This window comes from Streptomyces sp. NPDC058812 (assembly GCF_042744565.1).
Classification (GTDB): domain Bacteria; phylum Actinomycetota; class Actinomycetes; order Streptomycetales; family Streptomycetaceae; genus Streptomyces; species Streptomyces thinghirensis.
On sequence record NZ_JBHYOB010000020.1, the window covers coordinates 1 to 18501 of the forward strand.

23 protein-coding genes are annotated in these 18501 nt (G+C 71.3%); 18 read left to right on the top strand and 5 right to left on the bottom strand.

Annotated elements, in window-relative coordinates; translation table 11 throughout:
- Positions 1 to 155: 155 nt before the first annotated feature.
- From ACFW48_RS31105 to ACFW48_RS31115, 3 genes are all read left to right on the top strand, one after another.
- Positions 156 to 500, top strand: coding sequence for a hypothetical protein (locus tag ACFW48_RS31105; RefSeq protein WP_386320470.1), 345 nt, complete (start codon positions 156 to 158; stop codon positions 498 to 500).
- Between the two features lie 114 nt (positions 501 to 614).
- Entirely contained in the window at positions 615 to 1721 is a 1107-nt protein-coding gene (locus tag ACFW48_RS31110) for an amidohydrolase family protein (protein ID WP_386320472.1), read from the top strand.
- Positions 1722 to 1739: 18 nt separating this feature from the next.
- Positions 1740 to 2477: a nucleotidyltransferase domain-containing protein gene (locus ACFW48_RS31115; RefSeq protein ID WP_386320474.1), complete on the top strand. Its 738-nt coding sequence runs from the start codon at positions 1740 to 1742 to the stop codon at positions 2475 to 2477.
- Here the strand turns inward: ACFW48_RS31115 and ACFW48_RS31120 are convergent.
- From ACFW48_RS31120 to ACFW48_RS31135, 4 genes are all read right to left on the bottom strand, one after another.
- Entirely contained in the window at positions 2432 to 3454 is a 1023-nt protein-coding gene (locus tag ACFW48_RS31120; RefSeq protein ID WP_386320477.1) for a heme A synthase, read from the bottom strand. The two genes, ACFW48_RS31115 and ACFW48_RS31120, sit on opposite strands and share 46 nt — an antisense overlap.
- 55 nt (positions 3455 to 3509) lie before the next feature.
- On the bottom strand, positions 3510 to 4286 hold the full coding sequence (locus ACFW48_RS31125; protein ID WP_386320480.1) for an ABC transporter permease: 777 nt from the start codon (positions 4284 to 4286) through the stop codon (positions 3510 to 3512).
- Positions 4283 to 5206 carry an ABC transporter ATP-binding protein gene (locus ACFW48_RS31130; protein ID WP_386320483.1) on the bottom strand — a complete coding sequence of 308 codons (924 nt, stop codon included), beginning with the start codon at positions 5204 to 5206 and terminating at the stop codon, positions 4283 to 4285. Before ACFW48_RS31130 ends, ACFW48_RS31125 begins: the two co-directional genes overlap by 4 nt.
- A gap of 436 nt (positions 5207 to 5642) precedes the next feature.
- Positions 5643 to 6431 carry an aminoglycoside N(3)-acetyltransferase gene (locus tag ACFW48_RS31135; RefSeq protein ID WP_386320485.1) on the bottom strand — a complete coding sequence of 263 codons (789 nt, stop codon included), beginning with the start codon at positions 6429 to 6431 and terminating at the stop codon, positions 5643 to 5645.
- A 160-nt stretch (positions 6432 to 6591) separates the two neighbouring features.
- Between ACFW48_RS31135 and ACFW48_RS31140 the strand changes: the two genes are divergently transcribed.
- From ACFW48_RS31140 to ACFW48_RS31195, 12 genes are all read left to right on the top strand, one after another.
- On the top strand, positions 6592 to 7353 hold the full coding sequence (locus ACFW48_RS31140) for a helix-turn-helix transcriptional regulator (RefSeq protein WP_386320488.1): 762 nt from the start codon (positions 6592 to 6594) through the stop codon (positions 7351 to 7353).
- The gene (gene sufB, locus ACFW48_RS31145) at positions 7350 to 8771 is read left to right on the top strand and encodes a Fe-S cluster assembly protein SufB (RefSeq protein ID WP_121746398.1); all 1422 of its coding nucleotides are present in this window, start codon (positions 7350 to 7352) and stop codon (positions 8769 to 8771) included. Before ACFW48_RS31140 ends, sufB begins: the two co-directional genes overlap by 4 nt.
- A 59-nt stretch (positions 8772 to 8830) precedes the next feature.
- Positions 8831 to 10015: a Fe-S cluster assembly protein SufD gene (gene sufD / locus ACFW48_RS31150; RefSeq protein ID WP_386320491.1), complete on the top strand. Its 1185-nt coding sequence runs from the start codon at positions 8831 to 8833 to the stop codon at positions 10013 to 10015.
- On the top strand, positions 10012 to 10329 hold the full coding sequence (locus ACFW48_RS31155) for a non-heme iron oxygenase ferredoxin subunit (RefSeq protein ID WP_279565804.1): 318 nt from the start codon (positions 10012 to 10014) through the stop codon (positions 10327 to 10329). Before sufD ends, ACFW48_RS31155 begins: the two co-directional genes overlap by 4 nt.
- A 7-nt stretch (positions 10330 to 10336) precedes the next feature.
- Positions 10337 to 11101, top strand: coding sequence for a Fe-S cluster assembly ATPase SufC (sufC, locus tag ACFW48_RS31160; RefSeq protein WP_386320494.1), 765 nt, complete (start codon positions 10337 to 10339; stop codon positions 11099 to 11101).
- Positions 11098 to 12354 (top strand): cysteine desulfurase, encoded by a 1257-nt coding sequence (locus ACFW48_RS31165; protein WP_386320497.1) that lies wholly within the window; start codon positions 11098 to 11100, stop codon positions 12352 to 12354. The genes sufC and ACFW48_RS31165 overlap by 4 nt, the downstream gene beginning before the upstream one ends.
- Before the next feature lie 17 nt (positions 12355 to 12371).
- Positions 12372 to 12842: a Fe-S cluster assembly sulfur transfer protein SufU gene (gene sufU / locus ACFW48_RS31170; protein WP_386320500.1), complete on the top strand. Its 471-nt coding sequence runs from the start codon at positions 12372 to 12374 to the stop codon at positions 12840 to 12842.
- A complete protein-coding gene (locus ACFW48_RS31175) occupies positions 12839 to 13171 on the top strand; it encodes a metal-sulfur cluster assembly factor (protein ID WP_055416328.1) in 333 nt (110 codons plus the stop codon). Before sufU ends, ACFW48_RS31175 begins: the two co-directional genes overlap by 4 nt.
- Positions 13172 to 13262: 91 nt before the next feature.
- Complete coding sequence (locus tag ACFW48_RS31180) at positions 13263 to 13583, top strand: DMT family transporter (protein WP_386320503.1); 321 nt, start codon at positions 13263 to 13265, stop codon at positions 13581 to 13583.
- Positions 13583 to 14131 (top strand): TetR/AcrR family transcriptional regulator, encoded by a 549-nt coding sequence (locus tag ACFW48_RS31185; RefSeq protein WP_386320506.1) that lies wholly within the window; start codon positions 13583 to 13585, stop codon positions 14129 to 14131. The genes ACFW48_RS31180 and ACFW48_RS31185 overlap by 1 nt, the downstream gene beginning before the upstream one ends.
- 65 nt (positions 14132 to 14196) lie before the next feature.
- Complete coding sequence (gene dapD / locus ACFW48_RS31190; RefSeq protein ID WP_386320508.1) at positions 14197 to 15186, top strand: 2,3,4,5-tetrahydropyridine-2,6-dicarboxylate N-succinyltransferase; 990 nt, start codon at positions 14197 to 14199, stop codon at positions 15184 to 15186.
- 259 nt (positions 15187 to 15445) lie between these two features.
- Positions 15446 to 15676, top strand: coding sequence for a hypothetical protein (locus ACFW48_RS31195; RefSeq protein WP_386320510.1), 231 nt, complete (start codon positions 15446 to 15448; stop codon positions 15674 to 15676).
- Here the strand turns inward: ACFW48_RS31195 and dapA are convergent.
- Positions 15661 to 16587 carry a 4-hydroxy-tetrahydrodipicolinate synthase gene (gene dapA / locus ACFW48_RS31200; RefSeq protein WP_386320513.1) on the bottom strand — a complete coding sequence of 309 codons (927 nt, stop codon included), beginning with the start codon at positions 16585 to 16587 and terminating at the stop codon, positions 15661 to 15663. The genes ACFW48_RS31195 and dapA overlap by 16 nt on opposite strands.
- A 155-nt stretch (positions 16588 to 16742) precedes the next feature.
- Here dapA and ACFW48_RS31205 point away from each other — a divergent pair, with 155 nt between their 5' ends.
- From ACFW48_RS31205 to ACFW48_RS31215, 3 genes are all read left to right on the top strand, one after another.
- Positions 16743 to 17165 carry a phage holin family protein gene (locus ACFW48_RS31205; RefSeq protein WP_310873963.1) on the top strand — a complete coding sequence of 141 codons (423 nt, stop codon included), beginning with the start codon at positions 16743 to 16745 and terminating at the stop codon, positions 17163 to 17165.
- On the top strand, positions 17162 to 17626 hold the full coding sequence (locus ACFW48_RS31210; RefSeq protein ID WP_386320517.1) for a DUF3618 domain-containing protein: 465 nt from the start codon (positions 17162 to 17164) through the stop codon (positions 17624 to 17626). The genes ACFW48_RS31205 and ACFW48_RS31210 overlap by 4 nt, the downstream gene beginning before the upstream one ends.
- Positions 17627 to 17782: 156 nt before the next feature.
- Complete coding sequence (locus ACFW48_RS31215) at positions 17783 to 18487, top strand: antibiotic biosynthesis monooxygenase (protein WP_386320520.1); 705 nt, start codon at positions 17783 to 17785, stop codon at positions 18485 to 18487.
- Positions 18488 to 18501 lie beyond the last annotated feature (14 nt).

Below are 18501 nucleotides of genomic sequence, written 5' to 3' on the forward strand. Positions count from 1 at the left end.
TTATTTGGGTTTTTCATTGCGGTGGTGGTTGTTTGTGTGGTTTTGGTGTTTCTCCGGTTCCTCCGTTTTGAACCGGGGGGGGGGGGGGGGTGCGTGGTCAAGGCCACGCACCCCGCCCGTCGCCGTTTGATCTACCCGTCGGTAGCATCCTGGTCATGGCAGACACGCAGCAGGTTGACACGAAGGCCGACCGGTGGGCCGAGCGCCGGGTGACCCGGCTGGCCGGGCGGATCGACTCCTTCTCCAAGGCGCACGGCGGCGCCGAGGGCCAGGTGGCCTACCTCGGTGAGCGCGGCGCCCGGATCGTGCTCGTCGGCGCGGACGGCGCCTGGGGCGACCTGGTCGCGCGCTCCTACGAGACGGCACAGCAGGCCGTGGAGAAGTCCGGGATCACCGTCCACGAGGACTTCGACGGCGAGTTCGCGGCCAAGGTGGAGACCGGCCCCTACGAGTGGTCGCGCATGGCGGGCATCCAGGTGGGCGGCCCGAGCAACACCTGAGACCGGGTTCACCCGTTAGGACCGTAGGAAGCCGTCAGGCGCACGAGCCGCAAGGCGTATGAGCCGTATGGCGCACGAGCCGCAAGGCGCACGGTCCCAGCACGGGGAGTCCGGATGATCGAAACGCCGTCCCTGGTGGACCAGTACTGCCACGGCGTCCTGAGAACGGAGCTGGGCCTCGGCACCTTCGAGGCCCAGCTGGCCCGCACCGAGGGCCCGCCCGCGCCGGGCACCACCCTCTTCGACACCCAGACCGGCTTCGCGGTACGCCGCTGGTGCCCGCCCCTGCTGGGCCTGGAACCGCACTGCCCGCCCGCCCGCTATCTGGCCCGGCGCCGCGAGCTGGGCGTCATGGAGGCCGACCGCCGGCTGCTGCGCGGCAGCGGCATCACGACGTACCTGGTCGACGCGGGCCTGCCCGGCGACCTCACCGGCCCTGCCGAGATGGCGTCCGCGGCAGGCGCGGACGCTCACGAGATCGTGCGCCTCGAACTGCTGGCCGAGCAGGTCGCGGACACCTCCGGCACCGTCGAGTCCTTCCTCGCCAACCTCGCCGAAGCCGTGCACGGCGCCGCCGCGAACGCGGTCGCCTTCACCTCGGTCGCGGGCGTACGGCACGGTCTGGCGCTCGCGCCGGAACCGCCGGGCCCGGGCGAGGTGCGCGGGGCCGCCGCCCGCTGGCTGACCGGACGCGAGGTCGGCGGCGAGCTGAGCGACCCGGTACTGCTGCGCCACCTGCTGTGGATCGCCGTCGCCTCGGGCCTGCCGCTCCAGCTGCACGCGGGCCTCGGCGAGCCCGGCCTGCGCATCGACCGCACCGACCCGGTCCTGCTGACCGACTTCGTACGGGCCACCGCCGGCCTCGGCACCGACCTGGTCCTGCTGCACGGCTACCCGTACCACCGCCACGCCGCCCACCTCGCCGGCGTCTTCCCGCACGTCTACGCCGACTCGGGCGCCGCCCTGGTGCGCACCGGCGCTCGCGCGGCGACGGTCCTCGCGGAGATCCTGGAGCTGGCCCCCTTCGGCAAGATCCTGTTCTCCAGCGGCGCCCAGGGCCTGCCCGAACTGCACGTGGTGGCCGCCCGGCTGTTCCGCGAGGCCCTGGGACGGGTACTGGGCACCTGGGTGGCCGAGGGGGCGTGGTCCCTGGGGGACGCGCAGCGGGTGGCGGGGATGATCGCTTCGGGGAACGCGAGCCGGGTTTACGGACTGCACTGAACGGACCAAGCTGGGCGGATGCCGACCGACACCCTGCTCGACCGCTTCGTGACGGACCTGATGCCGCTCGCCCCCGTCGCCGTCTGGGCCCACGGCTCGCTGGCCGGCGGCGACTACCAGGAGGGCCGCAGCGACCTCGACCTGATCGCCGTGCTGGAGCACCCGGTGACGGTCCGTACGGCCTGGCGGCTGGGTCTGCTGCACGCCCGGCTCCGCGCCGAGCCGCTCGCCCCGAAGCTCCACTGCACCTATCTGTCGCCCGGCACCGTCGAGGACTCCGGGCGCCGCCACCTGACCTGGGCCCACGAAGAGCTCTACAAGCGGACGGTCACCCCGGTCACCCGGAGCGAACTCCACGGTTTCGGGCGTGTCCTGTACGGCGCACCGCCGAAGGAACTGCTGCCGCCGGTGCCGGAGACCGAGCTGGCGGAGTTCGTCGTCCGGGACCAGCGGGACTTCTGGCGGCCGATCGTCCGCCGGCCCGCTGTGTGGCGGCAGGACGTCTGGGTCGATCTCGGCCTGCTCACCTTCGCCCGCGCCACCGTCACGCTGCGGGACGGCCGTCTGATCAGCAAACGCGAGGCCCTGGACGAACTGCCCGGCCTCGGGGCGCCCGACGAGGTCGTCCGGGACATCACGGAACGGCGCTACGGAAGCCCCGCGGACCCCGCCGACGGGTGGCCCGCCCGCCGGGCGGAGCTGACCCGGAGCTACCTGGGACCGGCCATCGACACGCTGGTCGCCTCGTACTCCTGAGCCGGCAGCGCGGCCGCCGTCTCCTGCGGCCGCTCGCGCAGCGCCAGCAGCACCCTCAGCGCCGCGATCCACATCACGCACGAGCCGAACATGTGCAGGGCGACCAGGACCTCGGGAAGGTCGGTGAAGTACTGGACGTAGCCGATGGCCCCCTGCGCGAGCAGCACCAGGAACAGGTCGCGGGTGCGGGCCAGCGGGCCCTTGGGCGCGTCGACCGCCTTCAGGACGAACCACAGGGCGAACGTCAGCGTCACCACGATCCACGCCAGCACGGCGTGCAGCTTGCTCACCGTCTCCCAGTCGAGCGGCATCCGGGGGACGTCGCTGGAGTCGCCCGCGTGCGGACCGGCCCCGGTGACCACCGTGCCGACCGCGATCAGCAGCACGGAGACGGCGATCAGCGCCCACACCAGCTGCTGGACCGCCTTGCCGACCAGGGGGCGCGGTGCCGCGTCGCCCTCCCGGGTGCGCTGCCACATCACGGTCGCGACCGCGATCAGCGCGGTCGACAGCAGGAAGTGGGCCGCGACGGTGTAAGGGTTGAGGCCGACCAGGACCACGATGCCGCCGAGGATCGCGTTGCCCATCACGATCCAGAACTGCAGCCAGCCGAGCCGCGTCAAGCCGCGCCGGTAGGGCTTCTGGGACCGCGCGGCGATGATCGCCCAGCCGACCGCGGCGCACAGCACGTAGGTCAGCAGGCGGTTGCCGAACTCGATGACGCCGTGGAAGCCCATCTCACTGGTGGTGGTCAGCGAGTCGTCGGTGCACTTGGGCCAGGTCGGGCAGCCGAGGCCCGAGCCGGTCAGGCGTACGGCGCCGCCGGTGACGACGATGAGCACCGCCATGGTGAGCGCGGCGAGGGCCGCCCGGCGGACCGTCCGGGGCTCCGGGGTCCAGCGTGCGGCGATGAAGGCGAGCGGATTGCGCACGGCGGCTGCGGCGTCGGCGCGGGTCACGTTTGGCACGCCGTCCATCGTAGGCGTCCGCTTGTGCACGCATTCACGAGGGTCCGGTCTCCGGCCCGGGCGCCTACTCCCAGCGGAAGAACTTCCCGGCCGCCGCGAGCCCCACGACCGCCCATACGGCGAGGATTCCCAGGTTGCCCCAGGGCATCCCGGCCCCGTGCTGGAGGACGTCCCGCAGCCCGTCCGACAGGGCGGAGATCGGCAGCAGCCCCAGCACGCTCTGCGCCGCGTCCGGGAACTCGTCCAGCGGCACGATCACCCCGCCGCCCACGAGCAGCAGCAGGAAGACCAGGTTGGCGGCGGCCAGCGTGGCCTCCGCCTTCAGCGTGCCCGCCATCAGCAGCCCGAGCCCGGAGAAGGCGGCCGTGCCGAGGATGAGGAGCAGCAGCACGGCGAACGGGTCGCCGTGCGGCGACCAGCCCAGCGCGAAGGCGATCACCGTCAGCAGGATGATCTGGAGTACCTCGGTGACCAGCACGGACACGGTCTTCGCGGTCATCAGGGCCCAGCGCGGCAGCGGCGAGGCGGCCAGCCGCTTCAGCACCCCGTACCGGCGCTCGAAGCCGGTGCCGATGGCCTGCCCGGTGAACGCCGTCGACATCACGGCGAGCGCCAGGACGCCGGGCGCGAGGAAGTCGACGGCCTCGCCGGCGCCGGTGTCGATGATGTCCACGGAGCTGAACAGGACGAGCAGCAGCGTCGGGATGATCACCGTCAGCAGCAGCTGCTCGCCGTTGCGCAGCAGCATCTTCGTCTCCAGCGCGGCCTGGGTCGCGATCATGCGGCCGAGCGGCGCGGCACCGGGCTTCGGCGTGTACGTGCCCTTGGTCGTCGTCGTCATGAGCGCAGCTCCTTGCCGGTCAGCTCCAGGAAGACGTCCTCCAGGGTGTGCCGCTCCACCGAGATGCGGTCCGGCATCACCCCGTGCTGGGCGCACCAGGAGGTCACCGTGGCGAGCAGCTGGGGGTCGACCTTGCCGTTGACGCGGTAGGAGCCCGGGGTCAGCTCGGCGGCCGCGGAGTCCGCGGGCAGCGCCTTGAGCAGGGACGCGACGTCCAGTCCGGGCCGGCCGGAGAACCGCAGGGTGTTCTCGGCGCCGCCGCGGCACAGCTCCTCGGGGGAGCCCTGCGCGATGACCCGGCCGGCGTCGATGATGGCGACGTCGTCGGCCAGCTGCTCGGCCTCGTCCATGTGGTGCGTGGTGAGGATCACCGAGACGCCGTCGCCGCGCAGGTCCCGTACGAGGTCCCAGGTGGCGCGGCGGGCCTGCGGGTCCAGACCGGCGGTCGGCTCGTCCAGGAACACCAGCTCGGGGCGGCCGACCACGGCCATCGCGAGGGCGAGCCGCTGCCGCTGGCCGCCGGAGAGCCTGCGGTACGCCGTCCGGCCGCACGAGCCGAGGCCGAGCCGCTCGATCAGCGCGTCGACGTCCAGCGGGTGGGCGTGCAGCTTCGCGACGTGGCGCAGCATCTCGTCCGCGCGGGCGCCGGAGTAGACGCCGCCGGACTGGAGCATCACGCCGATCCGGGGCCGCAGCTCGGAGCCCTGTCCCACCGGGTCGAGGCCGAGCACGCGCACCGTGCCGGAGTCGGGCTTGCGGTAACCCTCGCAGGTCTCGACGGTGGTCGTCTTGCCCGCCCCGTTGGGGCCGAGTACGGCGGTCACACCCGCCCGGGCCACCAGGTCGAGGCCGTCCACCGCGGTCTTCGTGCCGTACCGCTTCACCAGGGCCTGGACCTGGACCACGGGCTCGCTTCGCATGGGTCACGAGTCTAGGTACGCGAGCGGGGGCTCAGGCGCGGGGGTGCGGGATCTCCTCCGGAGGGGTGGGCGTACGGGGCGCTCGTGGAGACCGGCGGATGCTCACGCACCGGGACGGCGTACGCCGCTCAGGGGCCGTGTGCGGGCGGCCGGGGGGCTACGGCGTGAGGTGGTCGTACGCGGACGGCCGCGGGGGGATACGGCGTGAGGTGGCCGTACGCGGATGGCCGCGGGGGTCGGGCGGGCGGTGCTTGTGGCGTCCGTGCGCGGGCGGGCCCGGGGGCGGCGCTCATCGGCGTACGGCGCTCAGGGCCCCGTGAGCCGTCGCTCGCGGGGCGTGCGGGACCGGCGAGGCCTCGCGCGCGGGCCGCTCACCGATGCCGGTGCGGGCGGGCACGCGACCGGGCACGTCGCTCGAGGCCGGTCGCCCGGGCCGTCACTCACGGGGACGATGCACCGGCAGCCAGCGCGCCGCGTAGGCGACCGCGTCCGCCAGCGGGAACAGCCGCGTGACGGCCGCGCCGACCCGCCCCCGTACGACGGGCCCGTCCCGTTCGAAGTCGTGGCCCAGCTCGTCGAACCGGTCCGAGGTGATCGACACCTCGGTCACCCGTTCCCAGCCCACCGGTCCCGGCCGTCCCACCTCCACCAGCGGGGACGGAATCCGGTACTCGGCGAGGTGGAAGGCCGTGCACGCCTCGAAGCCCGCGCCGAGCAGCAGCACCCGGGCGCCCAGCCGCTCCAGGGTCGCCAGCGGACTGCGCTCGCCCAGCCGGCAGTCGGTCGCGTGCCCCGCGACCACCTCGGCGGCGCGCGGGCCCAGGGCCGCGAAGGACGTCTGCGGGTGGGCGCTGCGCAGGGCGCCCGGCCAGGTGCGCACGGTCTCGGGGAGCACCCCGACCCCGCGCGAGGGCGTGATCAGCGGGTCGTAGGCGGGCATCGCGGTCCGGACGGTGTCCCACCATTCCTCGGGCACCGGCGGACTCTTCCACAGGGCCGGGTCCGAGAGGTCGCCGGTCTGGGTGGGAACCACCAGCGTGCCGTCCGGGCCGAGCGCGTCGAGCAGTCCCTGGACGACCGCGACCGGACCTCCGCAGACCCAGCCGAGGGAGCTGAGAGAGGAGTGCACGAGGAGGGTGTCGTCGGTCCGCACACCCAGCTCGCGCAGCCCGGCGGCGATCGTGCCGCGGGTGACGAGTGGGCCGGTGGGAGGGGGTGTGGGCATGCCGGGGAGTGTCCCGCAGGCCGGTCCGGGGCGCCACCGGATTGATCGATCAAAGATCGTTTCCGCAGGTCAGGTTAGGTGTGCCTAAGTGACGCAGGGCACCGCACGAAGATCCGGGCGCGGCTTGCCCGCCCCGGAGGAATTACGCAACAATGGCGTTGTGAAATACGTTGGCGAGGCTCCGCAGGAGGAACTCGCGACCGGTGAGCGGTCCACCCGCAATCGCGTCGCGCGCTCCATCCTGGACCACGGGCCGTCGACCGTCGCCGAGCTCGCCGGGCGTCTGGGCCTCACCCAGGCCGCCGTCCGGCGCCACCTCGACGCGCTGGTCGCCGACGACGTGGTCGAAGCTCGTGAGCAGCGGGTCTACGGCGCGCGCACGCGCGGGCGGCCCGCCAAGGTCTTCGCGCTCACCGACTGCGGCCGGGACGCCTTCGACCAGTCGTACGACAAGCTGGCCGCGGACGCCCTGCGCTGGATCGGCCGGCAGGAGGGCGGGGAGCAGGCGATCGCCGCCTTCGCCCGTGCCCGGATCGCCGCCCAGGGCGGCGCGTACCGCAAGGCGGTCGAGTCCGTCCCGCCCGAGAAGCGCACGGAAGCGCTGGCCAAGGCCCTGAGCGCGGACGGGTACGCTGCTACCGCGCGGAGCGCACCCCACCCCCAGCAGGGCGAGCAGCTGTGCCAGCACCACTGCCCGGTCGCCCACGTCGCAGAGCAGTTTCCGCAGCTGTGCGAGGCGGAGACGGAATTTTTCGCCGAGCTGCTCGGTACGCATGTACAGCGGCTCGCGACCATCGCGCACGGCGACGGGGTCTGCACCACGTTCATTCCGAAGACTTCGCACGCGCCGCCGCCCGCGGCGCAGGCGCCCACGAACACCGCTAACGCATCTGCAAGCACGGCCGGGAGGAACCCCGCATGACTCTCCCCACGGAGACTGCTCACCCTGAGCTCGAGGGCCTGGGCAAGTACGAATACGGCTGGGCCGACTCCGACACGGCCGGCGCCTCTGCCAAGCGCGGCATCAACGAGGACGTCGTCCGCGACATCTCGTCGAAGAAGAACGAGCCGGAGTGGATGACCAAGCTCCGCCTCAAGGGCCTGCGCCTCTTCGAGAAGAAGCCCATGCCGAACTGGGGCTCGGACCTGTCGGGCATCGACTTCGACAACATCAAGTACTTCGTGCGCTCCACGGAGAAGCAGGCGGAGTCCTGGGAGGACCTGCCCGAGGACATCAAGAACACGTACGACAAGCTCGGCATCCCCGAGGCGGAGAAGCAGCGCCTCGTCGCCGGTGTCGCCGCCCAGTACGAGTCGGAGGTCGTCTACCACCAGATCCGCGAGGACCTGGAGGAGCAGGGCGTCATCTTCCTGGACACCGACACGGCCCTGAAGGAGCACCCGGAGCTCTTCAAGGAGTACTTCGGCACCGTCATCCCCGTCGGCGACAACAAGTTCGCCTCGCTGAACAGCGCGGTGTGGTCCGGCGGCTCCTTCATCTACGTGCCGAAGGGCGTGCACGTCGAGATCCCGCTCCAGGCCTACTTCCGTATCAACACGGAGAACATGGGCCAGTTCGAGCGGACCCTGATCATCGTCGACGAGGGTGCCTACGTGCACTACGTCGAGGGCTGCACCGCCCCGATCTACAAGTCGGACTCGCTGCACTCCGCGGTCGTCGAGATCATCGTCAAGAAGAACGCCCGCTGCCGCTACACGACCATCCAGAACTGGTCGAACAACGTCTACAACCTGGTCACCAAGCGCGCCGTGGCGTACGAGGGCGCGACCATGGAGTGGATCGACGGCAACATCGGCTCCAAGGTGACGATGAAGTACCCGGCCGTCTACCTGATGGGCGAGCACGCCAAGGGCGAGACCCTGTCCATCGCCTTCGCGGGCGAGGGCCAGCACCAGGACGCCGGCTCCAAGATGGTCCACATGGCGCCGAACACGTCCTCCAACATCGTCTCCAAGTCCGTGGCGCGCGGCGGCGGCCGTACGTCCTACCGCGGTCTCGTCGAGATCGGCGAGGGCGCCCACGGCTCCAAGTCGAACGTGCTGTGCGACGCGCTGCTCGTCGACACCATCTCCCGCTCCGACACGTACCCGTACGTGGACGTCCGCGAGGACGACGTGTCCATGGGCCACGAGGCGACCGTCTCCAAGGTCTCCGAGGACCAGCTCTTCTACCTGATGAGCCGCGGTCTGAGCGAGTTCGAGGCGATGGCGATGATCGTGCGCGGCTTCGTCGAGCCGATCGCCAAGGAGCTGCCGATGGAGTACGCCCTCGAGCTCAACCGGCTGATCGAGCTGCAGATGGAAGGCGCGGTCGGTTAAGACCCGCCCCCGAAGCAGTCGCCAGATTTCTGACGTAGGAAGAGAGCAGACCGACAGCCATGGCTGAGGCTCAGAACATCCCCGTGGGGTCCACCACCGCGGGCCAGATCGCGGTGGCCGCCGAGTCGACCGTCGCCACGCGCATGAGCGCACCCGCGTCCTTCGACGTGGCGGACTTCCCGGTCCCCCACGGCCGCGAGGAGGAGTGGCGGTTCACGCCGCTGGAGCGGCTGCGCGGGCTGCACGACGGCACCGCCGTCGCCACCGGCGACGGTGTGAAGGTCGACATCGACGCGCCCGAGGGCGTCGTCGTCGAGACCGTCGGCCGTGACGACGCGCGCATCGGCAGGGCGGGCACCCCGGTGGACCGGGTCGCCGCCCAGGCCTACTCGGCGTTCGAGAAGGCCGGCGTGCTCACCGTCCCCAAGGAGACGGTCCTCACCGAGCCGATCCGCATCGCCGTGCACGGCGAGGGCGGCACCGCCTACGCCCACCAGGTCGTCGAGCTGGGCGCCTTCGCCGAGGCCGTGGTCGTCATCGACCACACCGGTGACGCGGTGCTCGCCGCCAACGTCGACTACGTCCTGGGCGACGGTGCCAAGCTGACCGTCGTCTCCGTCCAGGACTGGGACGACAAGGCCGTGCACGTCGGCCAGCACAACGCGCTGATCGGCCGGGACGCGACCTTCAAGTCGTTCGTGGTCACCTTCGGCGGCGACCTGGTCCGGCTGCACCCGCGCGTCGCCTACGCCGGCCCCGGCGGCGAGGCCGAGCTGTTCGGTCTGTACTTCACCGACCAGGGCCAGCACCAGGAGCACCGCCTCCTGGTCGACCACAACGTCCCGCACTGCAAGTCCAACGTCGTCTACAAGGGCGCGCTGCAGGGCGAGGACGCGCACGCGGTCTGGATCGGCGACGTGCTCATCGAGGCCGCGGCCGAGGGCACCGACACCTACGAGATGAATCGCAACCTCGTCCTCACGGACGGCGCGCGGGTCGACTCGGTGCCGAACCTGGAGATCGAGACCGGCGAGATCGTCGGCGCCGGTCACGCCTCCGCCACCGGCCGCTTCGACGACGAGCAGCTCTTCTACCTGATGGCGCGCGGCATCCCCGAGATCGACGCCCGCCGCCTGGTGGTCCGCGGCTTCTTCGCCGAGCTGGTCCAGCAGATCGGCGTCGCGGACATCGAGGAGCGTCTGCTCGCCAAGATCGACGAGGAGCTGGAGGCGTCGGTCGCATGACCTTCGTACGCGTCTGTGGAGCGGGCGAGCTGGAAGAGGACACCCCCAAGAGGGTGGAACTCGACGGCACGCCGATCTCCGTCGTGCGGACCGAGGGCGAGCTGTTCGCGATCCACGACATCTGCTCGCACGCGAACGTCTCCCTCGCCGAGGGCGAGGTCGACGACTGCCACATCGAGTGCTGGCTGCACGGCTCGCGCTTCGACCTCCGTTCCGGCAAGCCCGACAGTCTTCCCGCGACGCGCCCCGTCCCCGTATACCCCGTAAAGATCGAAGGGGACGACGTGCTCGTCTCCCTCACCCAGGAGTCCTGAGGCACCCATGGCAACGCTTGAAATCCGAGACCTGCACGTCACCGTCGAGGCCGACAACGCCACGAAGGAGATCCTCAAGGGCGTCGACCTCACCGTGAAGCAGGGCGAGACGCACGCCATCATGGGCCCGAACGGCTCCGGCAAGTCGACCCTCGCCTACTCCCTCGCGGGTCACCCCAAGTACACGATCACCGGCGGCACCGTGCTGCTCGACGGCGAGGACGTCCTGGAGATGTCCGTCGACGAGCGCGCCCGTGCCGGCCTGTTCCTCGCGATGCAGTACCCGGTCGAGGTCCCCGGCGTCTCGGTCTCCAACTTCCTGCGCACCTCCGCCACCGCCGTCCGCGGCGAGGCCCCCAAGCTGCGCCACTGGGTGAAGGAGGTCAAGGAGACCATGGAGCGCCTCAACATGGACCCCGCCTTCGCCGAGCGCAACGTCAACGAGGGCTTCTCCGGCGGTGAGAAGAAGCGCCACGAGATCCTCCAGCTGGAGCTGCTCAAGCCGAAGATCGCCATCCTCGACGAGACCGACTCCGGCCTCGACGTCGACGCCCTGCGCGTCGTCTCCGAGGGCGTCAACCGCGTCCACGAGTCCGGTGAGGTCGGCACCCTGCTGATCACGCACTACACGCGCATCCTGCGCTACATCAAGCCCGACCACGTCCACGTCTTCGCAGGCGGCCGCATCGCCGAGTCGGGCGGCGCCGAGCTGGCCGACAAGCTGGAGGCCGAGGGCTACGAGGCATACACGAAGGGCGGCGCATCCGAGTGACACAGCTGCCGGGCCTCCTCGACACCGAGGCGATCCGCAAGGACTTTCCGATCCTGGACCGCCAGGTCCACGACGGGCGGAAGCTCGTGTACCTGGACAACGCGGCGACCAGCCAGAAGCCGCGACAGGTGCTGGACGCGCTCAACGAGTACTACGAGCGCTACAACGCCAACGTCCACCGTGGTGTGCACGTCCTCGCCGAGGAGGCCACGGCACTGTACGAGGGCGCGCGGGACAAGGTCGCGGAGTTCATCAACGCGCCCTCCCGCGACGAGGTGATCTTCACCAAGAACGCCTCGGAGTCGCTCAACCTGGTCGCGAACATGCTGGGCTGGGCCGACGACCCCTACCGCGTGGACGCCGACACCGAGATCGTCATCACGGAGATGGAGCACCACTCCAACATCGTGCCGTGGCAGCTGCTGGCGCAGCGCACCGGCGCGAAGCTCCGCTGGTTCGGCCTCACGGACGACGGCCGCCTGGACCTCTCGAACATCGAGGAGGTCATCACGGAGAAGACGAAGATCGTCTCCTTCGTGCTGGTCTCCAACATCCTGGGCACCCAGAACCCGGTCGAGGCGATCGTGCGCCGCGCCCAGGAGGTCGGCGCGCTCGTCTGCGTCGACGCCTCCCAGGCCGCGCCGCACATGCCGATGGACGTACAGGCCCTCCAGGCCGACTTCGTGGCCTTCACCGGCCACAAGATGTGCGGCCCGACGGGTATCGGCGTCCTGTGGGGCCGCCAGGAACTGCTGGAGGACCTCCCGCCCTTCCTCGGCGGCGGCGAGATGATCGAGACGGTCTCGATGCACTCCTCCACGTACGCCCCGGCCCCCCACAAGTTCGAGGCGGGCACGCCCCCGGTCGCGCAGGCGGTGGGCCTGGGCGCGGCGATCGACTACCTCAACTCGATCGGCATGGACAAGATCCTCGCCCACGAGCACGCGCTGACCGAGTACGCGGTCAAGCGTCTGCTGGAGGTACCCGACCTGCGGATCATCGGCCCCACCACGGCCGAGGAGCGCGGCGCGGCGATCAGCTTCACGCTCGGCGACATCCACCCCCACGACGTGGGCCAGGTCCTCGACGAGCAGGGCATCGCGGTCCGGGTCGGCCACCACTGCGCCCGCCCCGTCTGCCTCCGCTACGGAATTCCTGCGACCACGCGAGCGTCGTTCTATCTGTACTCCACGCCGGCCGAGATCGACGCACTGGTCGACGGTCTGGAGCACGTACGGAACTTCTTCGGCTGACGGGACGAGCGAAGAGCATGAAGCTGGACTCCATGTACCAGGAAGTCATCCTGGACCACTACAAGAACCCGCACGGGCGTGGTCTGAGGGACGGCGACGCCGAGGTGTACCACGTCAACCCGACGTGCGGTGACGAGATCACGCTGCGCGTGAAGTACGACGGCACGACGATCAGCGACGTCAGCTACGAGGGCCAGGGCTGCTCGATCAGCCAGGCGAGCGCCTCCGTGCTGAACGACCTGCTGGTCGGCAAGGACCTCGCCCAGGCGCAGCGGATCCAGGAGACCTTCCTGGAGCTGATGCAGTCCAAGGGCAGGATCGAGCCGGACGACGCGATGGAGGAGGTCCTGGAGGACGCGGTCGCGTTCGCCGGGGTCTCGAAGTACCCGGCCCGGGTCAAGTGCGCCCTGCTGAGCTGGATGGCCTGGAAGGACGCGACGGCCCAGGCACTGGACGGCGCCGACGCCGAGAAGGAGACGACGGCATGAGTGAGACCGTGGAAATGAAGCCGGCCTCCGAGGAGGAGGTCCGCGAGGCCCTGCTGGACGTCGTGGACCCCGAGCTGGGCATCGACGTCGTCAACCTGGGCCTGATCTACGGCGTCCACATCGACGACGCGAACATCGCGACCATCGACATGACCCTGACGTCGGCGGCCTGTCCGCTGACGGACGTGATCGAGGACCAGGCCAAGTCCGCCACCGACGGCATCGTCAACGAGCTGCGGATCAACTGGGTCTGGATGCCGCCGTGGGGCCCGGACAAGATCACGGACGACGGCCGCGAGCAGCTGCGCGCGCTGGGCTTCAACGTCTGAGACCCACCCGCCCCATTCCGGAAGACGGCGACACCTTCGGGTGTCGCCGTTTTCGTGTACGCGCCCCCCATCGTTATGTACGCTCGTACACATGGGATATCTGCTCCTGGCCGGAGCCATCGCCGCCGAGGTCGCCGGGACCACCGCCATGAAGTACAGCGAGGGCTTCAGCAGACTGGGTCCGTCGCTGCTCACGGCACTCGCGTACGTGCTCTCCTTCGCACTGCTCGCCCAGACCCTGAAGGTCCTCGCCGTAGGCACGGCGTACGCCATCTGGGCCGGCGTGGGCACGGCAGCCATCGCCGCGATCGGGGTGGTGTTCATGGGGGAGGGGATGACGCTCACCAAGGCCGCCGGCATCGCGCTGATCATCATCGGGGTCGTCGTCCTCAACCTGGGCGGCGCGCACTGATGTCCGGCCGCCGCTACGACCCCGAGCGACGTCAGCGCATCATCGACGCGGCGATCCGGGTCGTCGGCCGCAAGGGCATCGCCGGCCTCAGCCACCGCACCGTCGCGGCCGAGGCCGACGTACCCCTCGGGTCGACGACGTACCACTTCGCGACCCTGGACGAACTCCTGGTCGCCGCCCTGCGCCAGGCCAACGAGGGCTTCGCCAAGGTGGTCGCCGCGCACCCGGGCCTGTCCGACCCCGACGCCGACCTGCCCGGCGAACTGGCCGGCGTCCTTGGCGAGTGGCTGGGCGGCGACCGCACGGGCGTGGAGCTGGAGTACGAGCTGTACCTGGCCGCGCTGCGCCGCCCCGCCCTGCGTCCGGTGGCGGCGGAGTGGGCCGAGGGCGTCTCCGACCTGCTCGCCCACCGCACGGACCCGCTCACGGCACGGGCCCTGGTCGCGCTGATGGACGGCGTCTGCCTCCAGGTGCTGCTGACGGACACGCCGTACGACGAGGAGTACACGCGGGAGGTACTGGCGCGGGTGATCCCACCGGGCCGGTGACCGCGGGGCGAGACGCCCGAGGGGTCGGCTCGCTTCCGCGGGCGACGGCCGGTTAGGTTGCCCTCATGACCGACACGACTGCTCCCCGTACCACCGGCGCCGTGGCCGCCGGGCTTGCCACGATCGCCGCCGACGGCACCGTTCTCGACACCTGGTTCCCGGCCCCCGAACTGACCGCTGAGCCCGGCCCGTCCGGCACCGAGCGCCTCACCGCCGAACAGGCCGCCGAACTCCTCGGCGGCGGCGCGACCGCGGCGGTCGGTCCGGACGCCCGGCGCGGCGTCGAAGTGGTCGCGGTCCGCACGGTCATCGCCTCGCTGGACGAGAAGCCGGTCGACACGCACGACGTCTACCTGCGTCTGCACCTGCTCTCCCACCGCCTGGTCGAGCCGCACGGCCAGAACCTGGACGGCATCTTCGCCCACCTGGCCAACGTCGCCTGGACCTCGCTCGGCCCGGTCGCCGTGGACGACATCGAGAAGGTGCGCCTCAACGCCCGCGCCGAGGGCCTGCACCTCCAGGTCACCTCGGTCGACAAGTTCCCGCGCATGACGGACTACGTCGCCCCCAAGGGCGTGCGCATCGCCGACGCCGACCGCGTCCGCCTCGGCGCGCACCTCTCCGCGGGCACCACGGTCATGCACGAGGGCTTCGTCAACTTCAACGCGGGCACGCTCGGCACCTCGATGGTCGAGGGCCGCATCTCCGCGGGCGTCGTCGTCGGTGACGGCTCCGACATCGGTGGCGGCGCCTCCACCATGGGCACCCTCTCCGGCGGCGGCAACGTCCGGATCGTCATCGGCGAGCGCTGCCTGGTCGGCGCCGAGGCGGGCGTCGGCATCGCGCTGGGCGACGAGTGCGTGGTCGAGGCCGGCCTCTACGTCACCGCCGGCACCCGCGTGACCATGCCCGACGGCCAGATCGTCAAGGCCCGCGAACTCTCCGGCGCCTCGAACATCCTCTTCCGCCGCAACTCGGTCACGGGCACGGTCGAGGCCCGCCCGAACAACGCGGTGTGGGGCGGCCTGAACGAGATCCTGCACAGCCACAACTGAGCAGCCACACCTGACGCCGTAGCCGGTCGCCGACGGCCGAGCCGCCCTTCCGACGTGCCCCTGCCGGGCTGTCGGGAGGGCGCTCGCCGTTTCCGGGCGCGGCTGTGGGGGTGTGTTCCGCCGACGCGGTGAAGGCGCGTGCCGCGAGCGCCCCGCGCACGTACGGATGACCCCCCGTGACCTTCCGGTGGTCTTGGCGGATGAACTGGTGGACGCAGAGTCCGATCAGACGCCGATCCGACGAAACGAGGGGCCTGGTATGACGAACGAACGGGCGAGGACCGTGGTGCGTTGGCTGGCCGGGGCGGGCGCCGCGGTACTGGTGTGCTGGGGTTCGGCAGGGGCCGCGCAGGCGGACGAGACCACCTCCGGTTCGCACAACGGTCCCCGGGTCGGTCTCCTCAACGTCAACGTGGGACAGATCGACGACCCGGCGGAGGACGTACTGGAGCACACGCTGCTGTTCGGGGACGGCTACACCTGGAGCTGATCGGTACCGGCGACCAGTTCCTCGTAGGCCGCCAACAGCCTGTCGGTCGTCTCGCGGTCCGCGGGCCGCAGCGGTGCCCGGACCGGCCCCGCGGGCAGGCCCAGTGCGCCGAGGAGGGCCTTCGCGGTGACCGTGCCGGGCAGGCCCGCGGCCATCATCGGTTCGACGAGTGGGATCGCCCGCCGCTGGAGCAGGGCGGCCCGCCCGGTGTCGCCCGCGTCGAAGGCGTCGAGGACCGCCCGGAACAGGTCCGGCACGACGTTCGCGACCGTGCTGACGTATCCCGCCGCGCCGACCGCGTACAGGGCGAGGATCTGCTCGTCGCAGCCCGCGTAGTACGCCAGATCCGAGCGGGAGAGCACCTTCTGAGTGCCGAGGAGGTCGTAGGAGCAGTCCTTGACGGCGACGATCCGCGGGTGTCCGGCGAGGCGGACGAGCGTGTCGGGTTCGATGCGGGTGCCGGTGCGGCCCGGGATGTCGTAGAGGGCGAGCGGCAGCCCGCAGGCGTCCGCGACCTCCAGGAAGTGCGCCTCCAGGGCGTCCTGCGGAGGTCTGCTGTAGTACGGCGTGACCACCAGCAGCCCGTCCGCGCCGGCCCTCTCCGCGGCCAGCGCCAGTTCCACCGTGTGCCGGGTGTCGGCGGTGCCCACCCCGGCGACGACTGACGCCCGGCTCCCGACCGCCTCCCGCACCGCCGTGACCAGCGCCGCCTTCTCGGCGTCCGTGGTGGTCGGCGACTCACCCGTGGTGCCGGACAGCACCAGGCCGTCACAGCCCCGCGACACCAGCCGGTCGGCCAGCCGCTGGGCGCCGTCGAGATCGAGCGCGCCGGTCTCGGTGAAGGGCGTGACCATGGCGCACAGGGCGCGGCCGAAGGGGGGAGGGGAGGGGCGGTCGTCGTCTGTCGTCATGGGAGTAGTGTCGGCGGACAGATCGTGTAGCTCCACTTAAATCTGCTACGAGGTACCCGTAAGGAGCGCTGCGGGGTCGGCGGTGGGAGAGGGCAGGGGTAGTGCCGGTCGGCCATGGGTACCCGGGGTGCTCCGAACCGAGAGGAGGCGGAACCGTGACCGGGACCATGCACACCAGGCCTGTGCACGACGAGCAGCAGCACTCCGTGGGTGAACTCGTCGGTCAGGCCACCGAACAGCTCTCCCGGCTCGTGCGCCAGGAGGTGGCCCTCGCCAAGATGGAGCTGGCCGAGAAGGGCAAGCGGGCCGGGCGGGGCGGCGGGATGCTCGGCGCCGCGGGCGCCATCGCGTACGTCGGGCTGTTCGCCCTGGCCGGTACGGCCACCGCCGCGCTCTCGCTGGCGCTGCCCGTCTGGGCCGCGGCGCTCATCGTGACGGCGGTGCTCTTCGTGATCGCGGGCGTACTGGCCATGATGGGCCGCGCCCAGCTCCGCCGCGCGGTGCCCCCGAAACCCGAGGAGACCCTCGGCAGCGTCAGGGCCGACGTGGACCAGATCAGGGAAAGGGCGCATCGATGACCGACGCGACAAGCGGTGACGGCACGAGGAGCGGCTCCACCGCACAGCCGATCGGCGGGGCCAAGGGGCCCGACGAGCTGCGGCAGCAGATCGAACAGACCCGCGGTCAGCTCGGCGACACCGTGGAGGAACTGGCGGGGAAGGCGGATGTGAAGGGCCGCGCCAAGGCCCGGGCCGCCGACCTCCGGGACAAGGCCGGCGCCATGACCGTGCAGCTGCGCAGTTCCGCCGCGCAGGCCGGGCAAACCGTGCAGGACAAGGCGAGCCGGGCCGGGCACACCGCGCAGGACAAGGCGGGCAGGGCCGGGCAGACCGTGGAGCAGCGGGTGCCGGGACGGGCGCGCGGTGCGGTTCGGGCCGGGCTCGGGCATCCCCGTGCGGTGCTGGTCGCCGGTGCGGCGGCGGGCGCGGTGGTCGCGGTGGGCGTGCTGCGGCGCCGCCACCGTCACGGGCCCTGCTGAGGGCGCGGGCGTGACGAGGGGCTCCGGGGCGGGGCCCCTCGTCACGCATGTCGTACCGGCACCGGAGCGCACTCCGGAGGAGGGCACTTGACCTCAACCTTGGTCGAGGTCGGAGAGTGGTGCGTGCACCCGACGACCCGATCAGTGGAGGCCGGCATGTCCCGCCGTACCGACGCACACCCCGAACTCGCCCGCTCCGACGTCCGGGCCCCCTTCTTCAGCACCTGGCGGGTGGGCACGCCCGAGCGGCAGCGGCAGACGGTCGACGCCATCGCCCGTACCTGGGAGCGCCGCCCCTGGCCCGCCGACGACCTGCTGGGCTACCACGTCTACACCGGCCACGACGGCAGCACGCTGCTGCACCACTCGCAGTGGGCGAACGAGCAGGCGTACGAGGCCTTCGTGAAGACGCACCGGCAGGAGCGCGTCGACGAGATCGACACCGCCGTGCCCGGCATCGAACGGCTCGGGCTCGGCAGGTACCGGCACTACCGCAGCGGCACCCGCGAGAACGGGCCGGCGCCCGTTCCGGGCTGCGTCGTGATCGTCGACGTCGAGTTCGAGGGGCCCGACCCCGAGCGCCAGCGCGCCTGGGTGGACGCCGTCTTCGAGGCACTGGAGAGCGGGCCGGAGCCGCACCCAGGCGGCATCTCCGCCCACTTCCACCTCAGCACCGACGGCACCCGCGTCCTCAACTACGCCGAGTGGGAGAGCGCCCAGGCCCACATCGACGCCCTCGCCGCACCGGGCGAGGGCATCGGCTCGGCGTCGGCACAGTGGGAGCGGGTGCGGAACTGGCCGGGCCTGAAGAGCAGTGCGGTCAACCGCTACGACCACGCCCTCGGCCTCGTACCCCGCTGAACCCGCTCCCTCCG

Bases quoted from the DNA above. Each gene is read 5' to 3' on its own strand.
- sufD (WP_386320491.1), top strand. From the start codon at position 8,831: ATGGCTGAGGCTCAGAACATCCCCGTGGGGTCCACCACCGCGGGCCAG.
- ACFW48_RS31180 (WP_386320503.1), top strand. From the start codon at position 13,263: ATGGGATATCTGCTCCTGGCCGGAGCCATCGCCGCCGAGGTCGCCGGG.
- ACFW48_RS31115 (WP_386320474.1), top strand. From the start codon at position 1,740: ATGCCGACCGACACCCTGCTCGACCGCTTCGTGACGGACCTGATGCCG.
- ACFW48_RS31110 (WP_386320472.1), top strand. From the start codon at position 615: ATGATCGAAACGCCGTCCCTGGTGGACCAGTACTGCCACGGCGTCCTG.
- ACFW48_RS31105 (WP_386320470.1), top strand. From the start codon at position 156: ATGGCAGACACGCAGCAGGTTGACACGAAGGCCGACCGGTGGGCCGAG.
- sufU (WP_386320500.1), top strand. From the start codon at position 12,372: ATGAAGCTGGACTCCATGTACCAGGAAGTCATCCTGGACCACTACAAG.
- ACFW48_RS31125 (WP_386320480.1), bottom strand. From the start codon at position 4,286: ATGACGACGACGACCAAGGGCACGTACACGCCGAAGCCCGGTGCCGCG.
- sufB (WP_121746398.1), top strand. From the start codon at position 7,350: ATGACTCTCCCCACGGAGACTGCTCACCCTGAGCTCGAGGGCCTGGGC.
- ACFW48_RS31135 (WP_386320485.1), bottom strand. From the start codon at position 6,431: ATGCCCACACCCCCTCCCACCGGCCCACTCGTCACCCGCGGCACGATC.
- dapD (WP_386320508.1), top strand. From the start codon at position 14,197: ATGACCGACACGACTGCTCCCCGTACCACCGGCGCCGTGGCCGCCGGG.
- ACFW48_RS31175 (WP_055416328.1), top strand. From the start codon at position 12,839: ATGAGTGAGACCGTGGAAATGAAGCCGGCCTCCGAGGAGGAGGTCCGC.
- ACFW48_RS31120 (WP_386320477.1), bottom strand. From the start codon at position 3,454: ATGGACGGCGTGCCAAACGTGACCCGCGCCGACGCCGCAGCCGCCGTG.
- ACFW48_RS31130 (WP_386320483.1), bottom strand. From the start codon at position 5,206: ATGCGAAGCGAGCCCGTGGTCCAGGTCCAGGCCCTGGTGAAGCGGTAC.
- sufC (WP_386320494.1), top strand. From the start codon at position 10,337: ATGGCAACGCTTGAAATCCGAGACCTGCACGTCACCGTCGAGGCCGAC.
- ACFW48_RS31195 (WP_386320510.1), top strand. From the start codon at position 15,446: ATGACGAACGAACGGGCGAGGACCGTGGTGCGTTGGCTGGCCGGGGCG.
- ACFW48_RS31185 (WP_386320506.1), top strand. From the start codon at position 13,583: ATGTCCGGCCGCCGCTACGACCCCGAGCGACGTCAGCGCATCATCGAC.
- ACFW48_RS31215 (WP_386320520.1), top strand. From the start codon at position 17,783: ATGTCCCGCCGTACCGACGCACACCCCGAACTCGCCCGCTCCGACGTC.
- dapA (WP_386320513.1), bottom strand. From the start codon at position 16,587: ATGACGACAGACGACGACCGCCCCTCCCCTCCCCCCTTCGGCCGCGCC.
- ACFW48_RS31210 (WP_386320517.1), top strand. From the start codon at position 17,162: ATGACCGACGCGACAAGCGGTGACGGCACGAGGAGCGGCTCCACCGCA.
- ACFW48_RS31155 (WP_279565804.1), top strand. From the start codon at position 10,012: ATGACCTTCGTACGCGTCTGTGGAGCGGGCGAGCTGGAAGAGGACACC.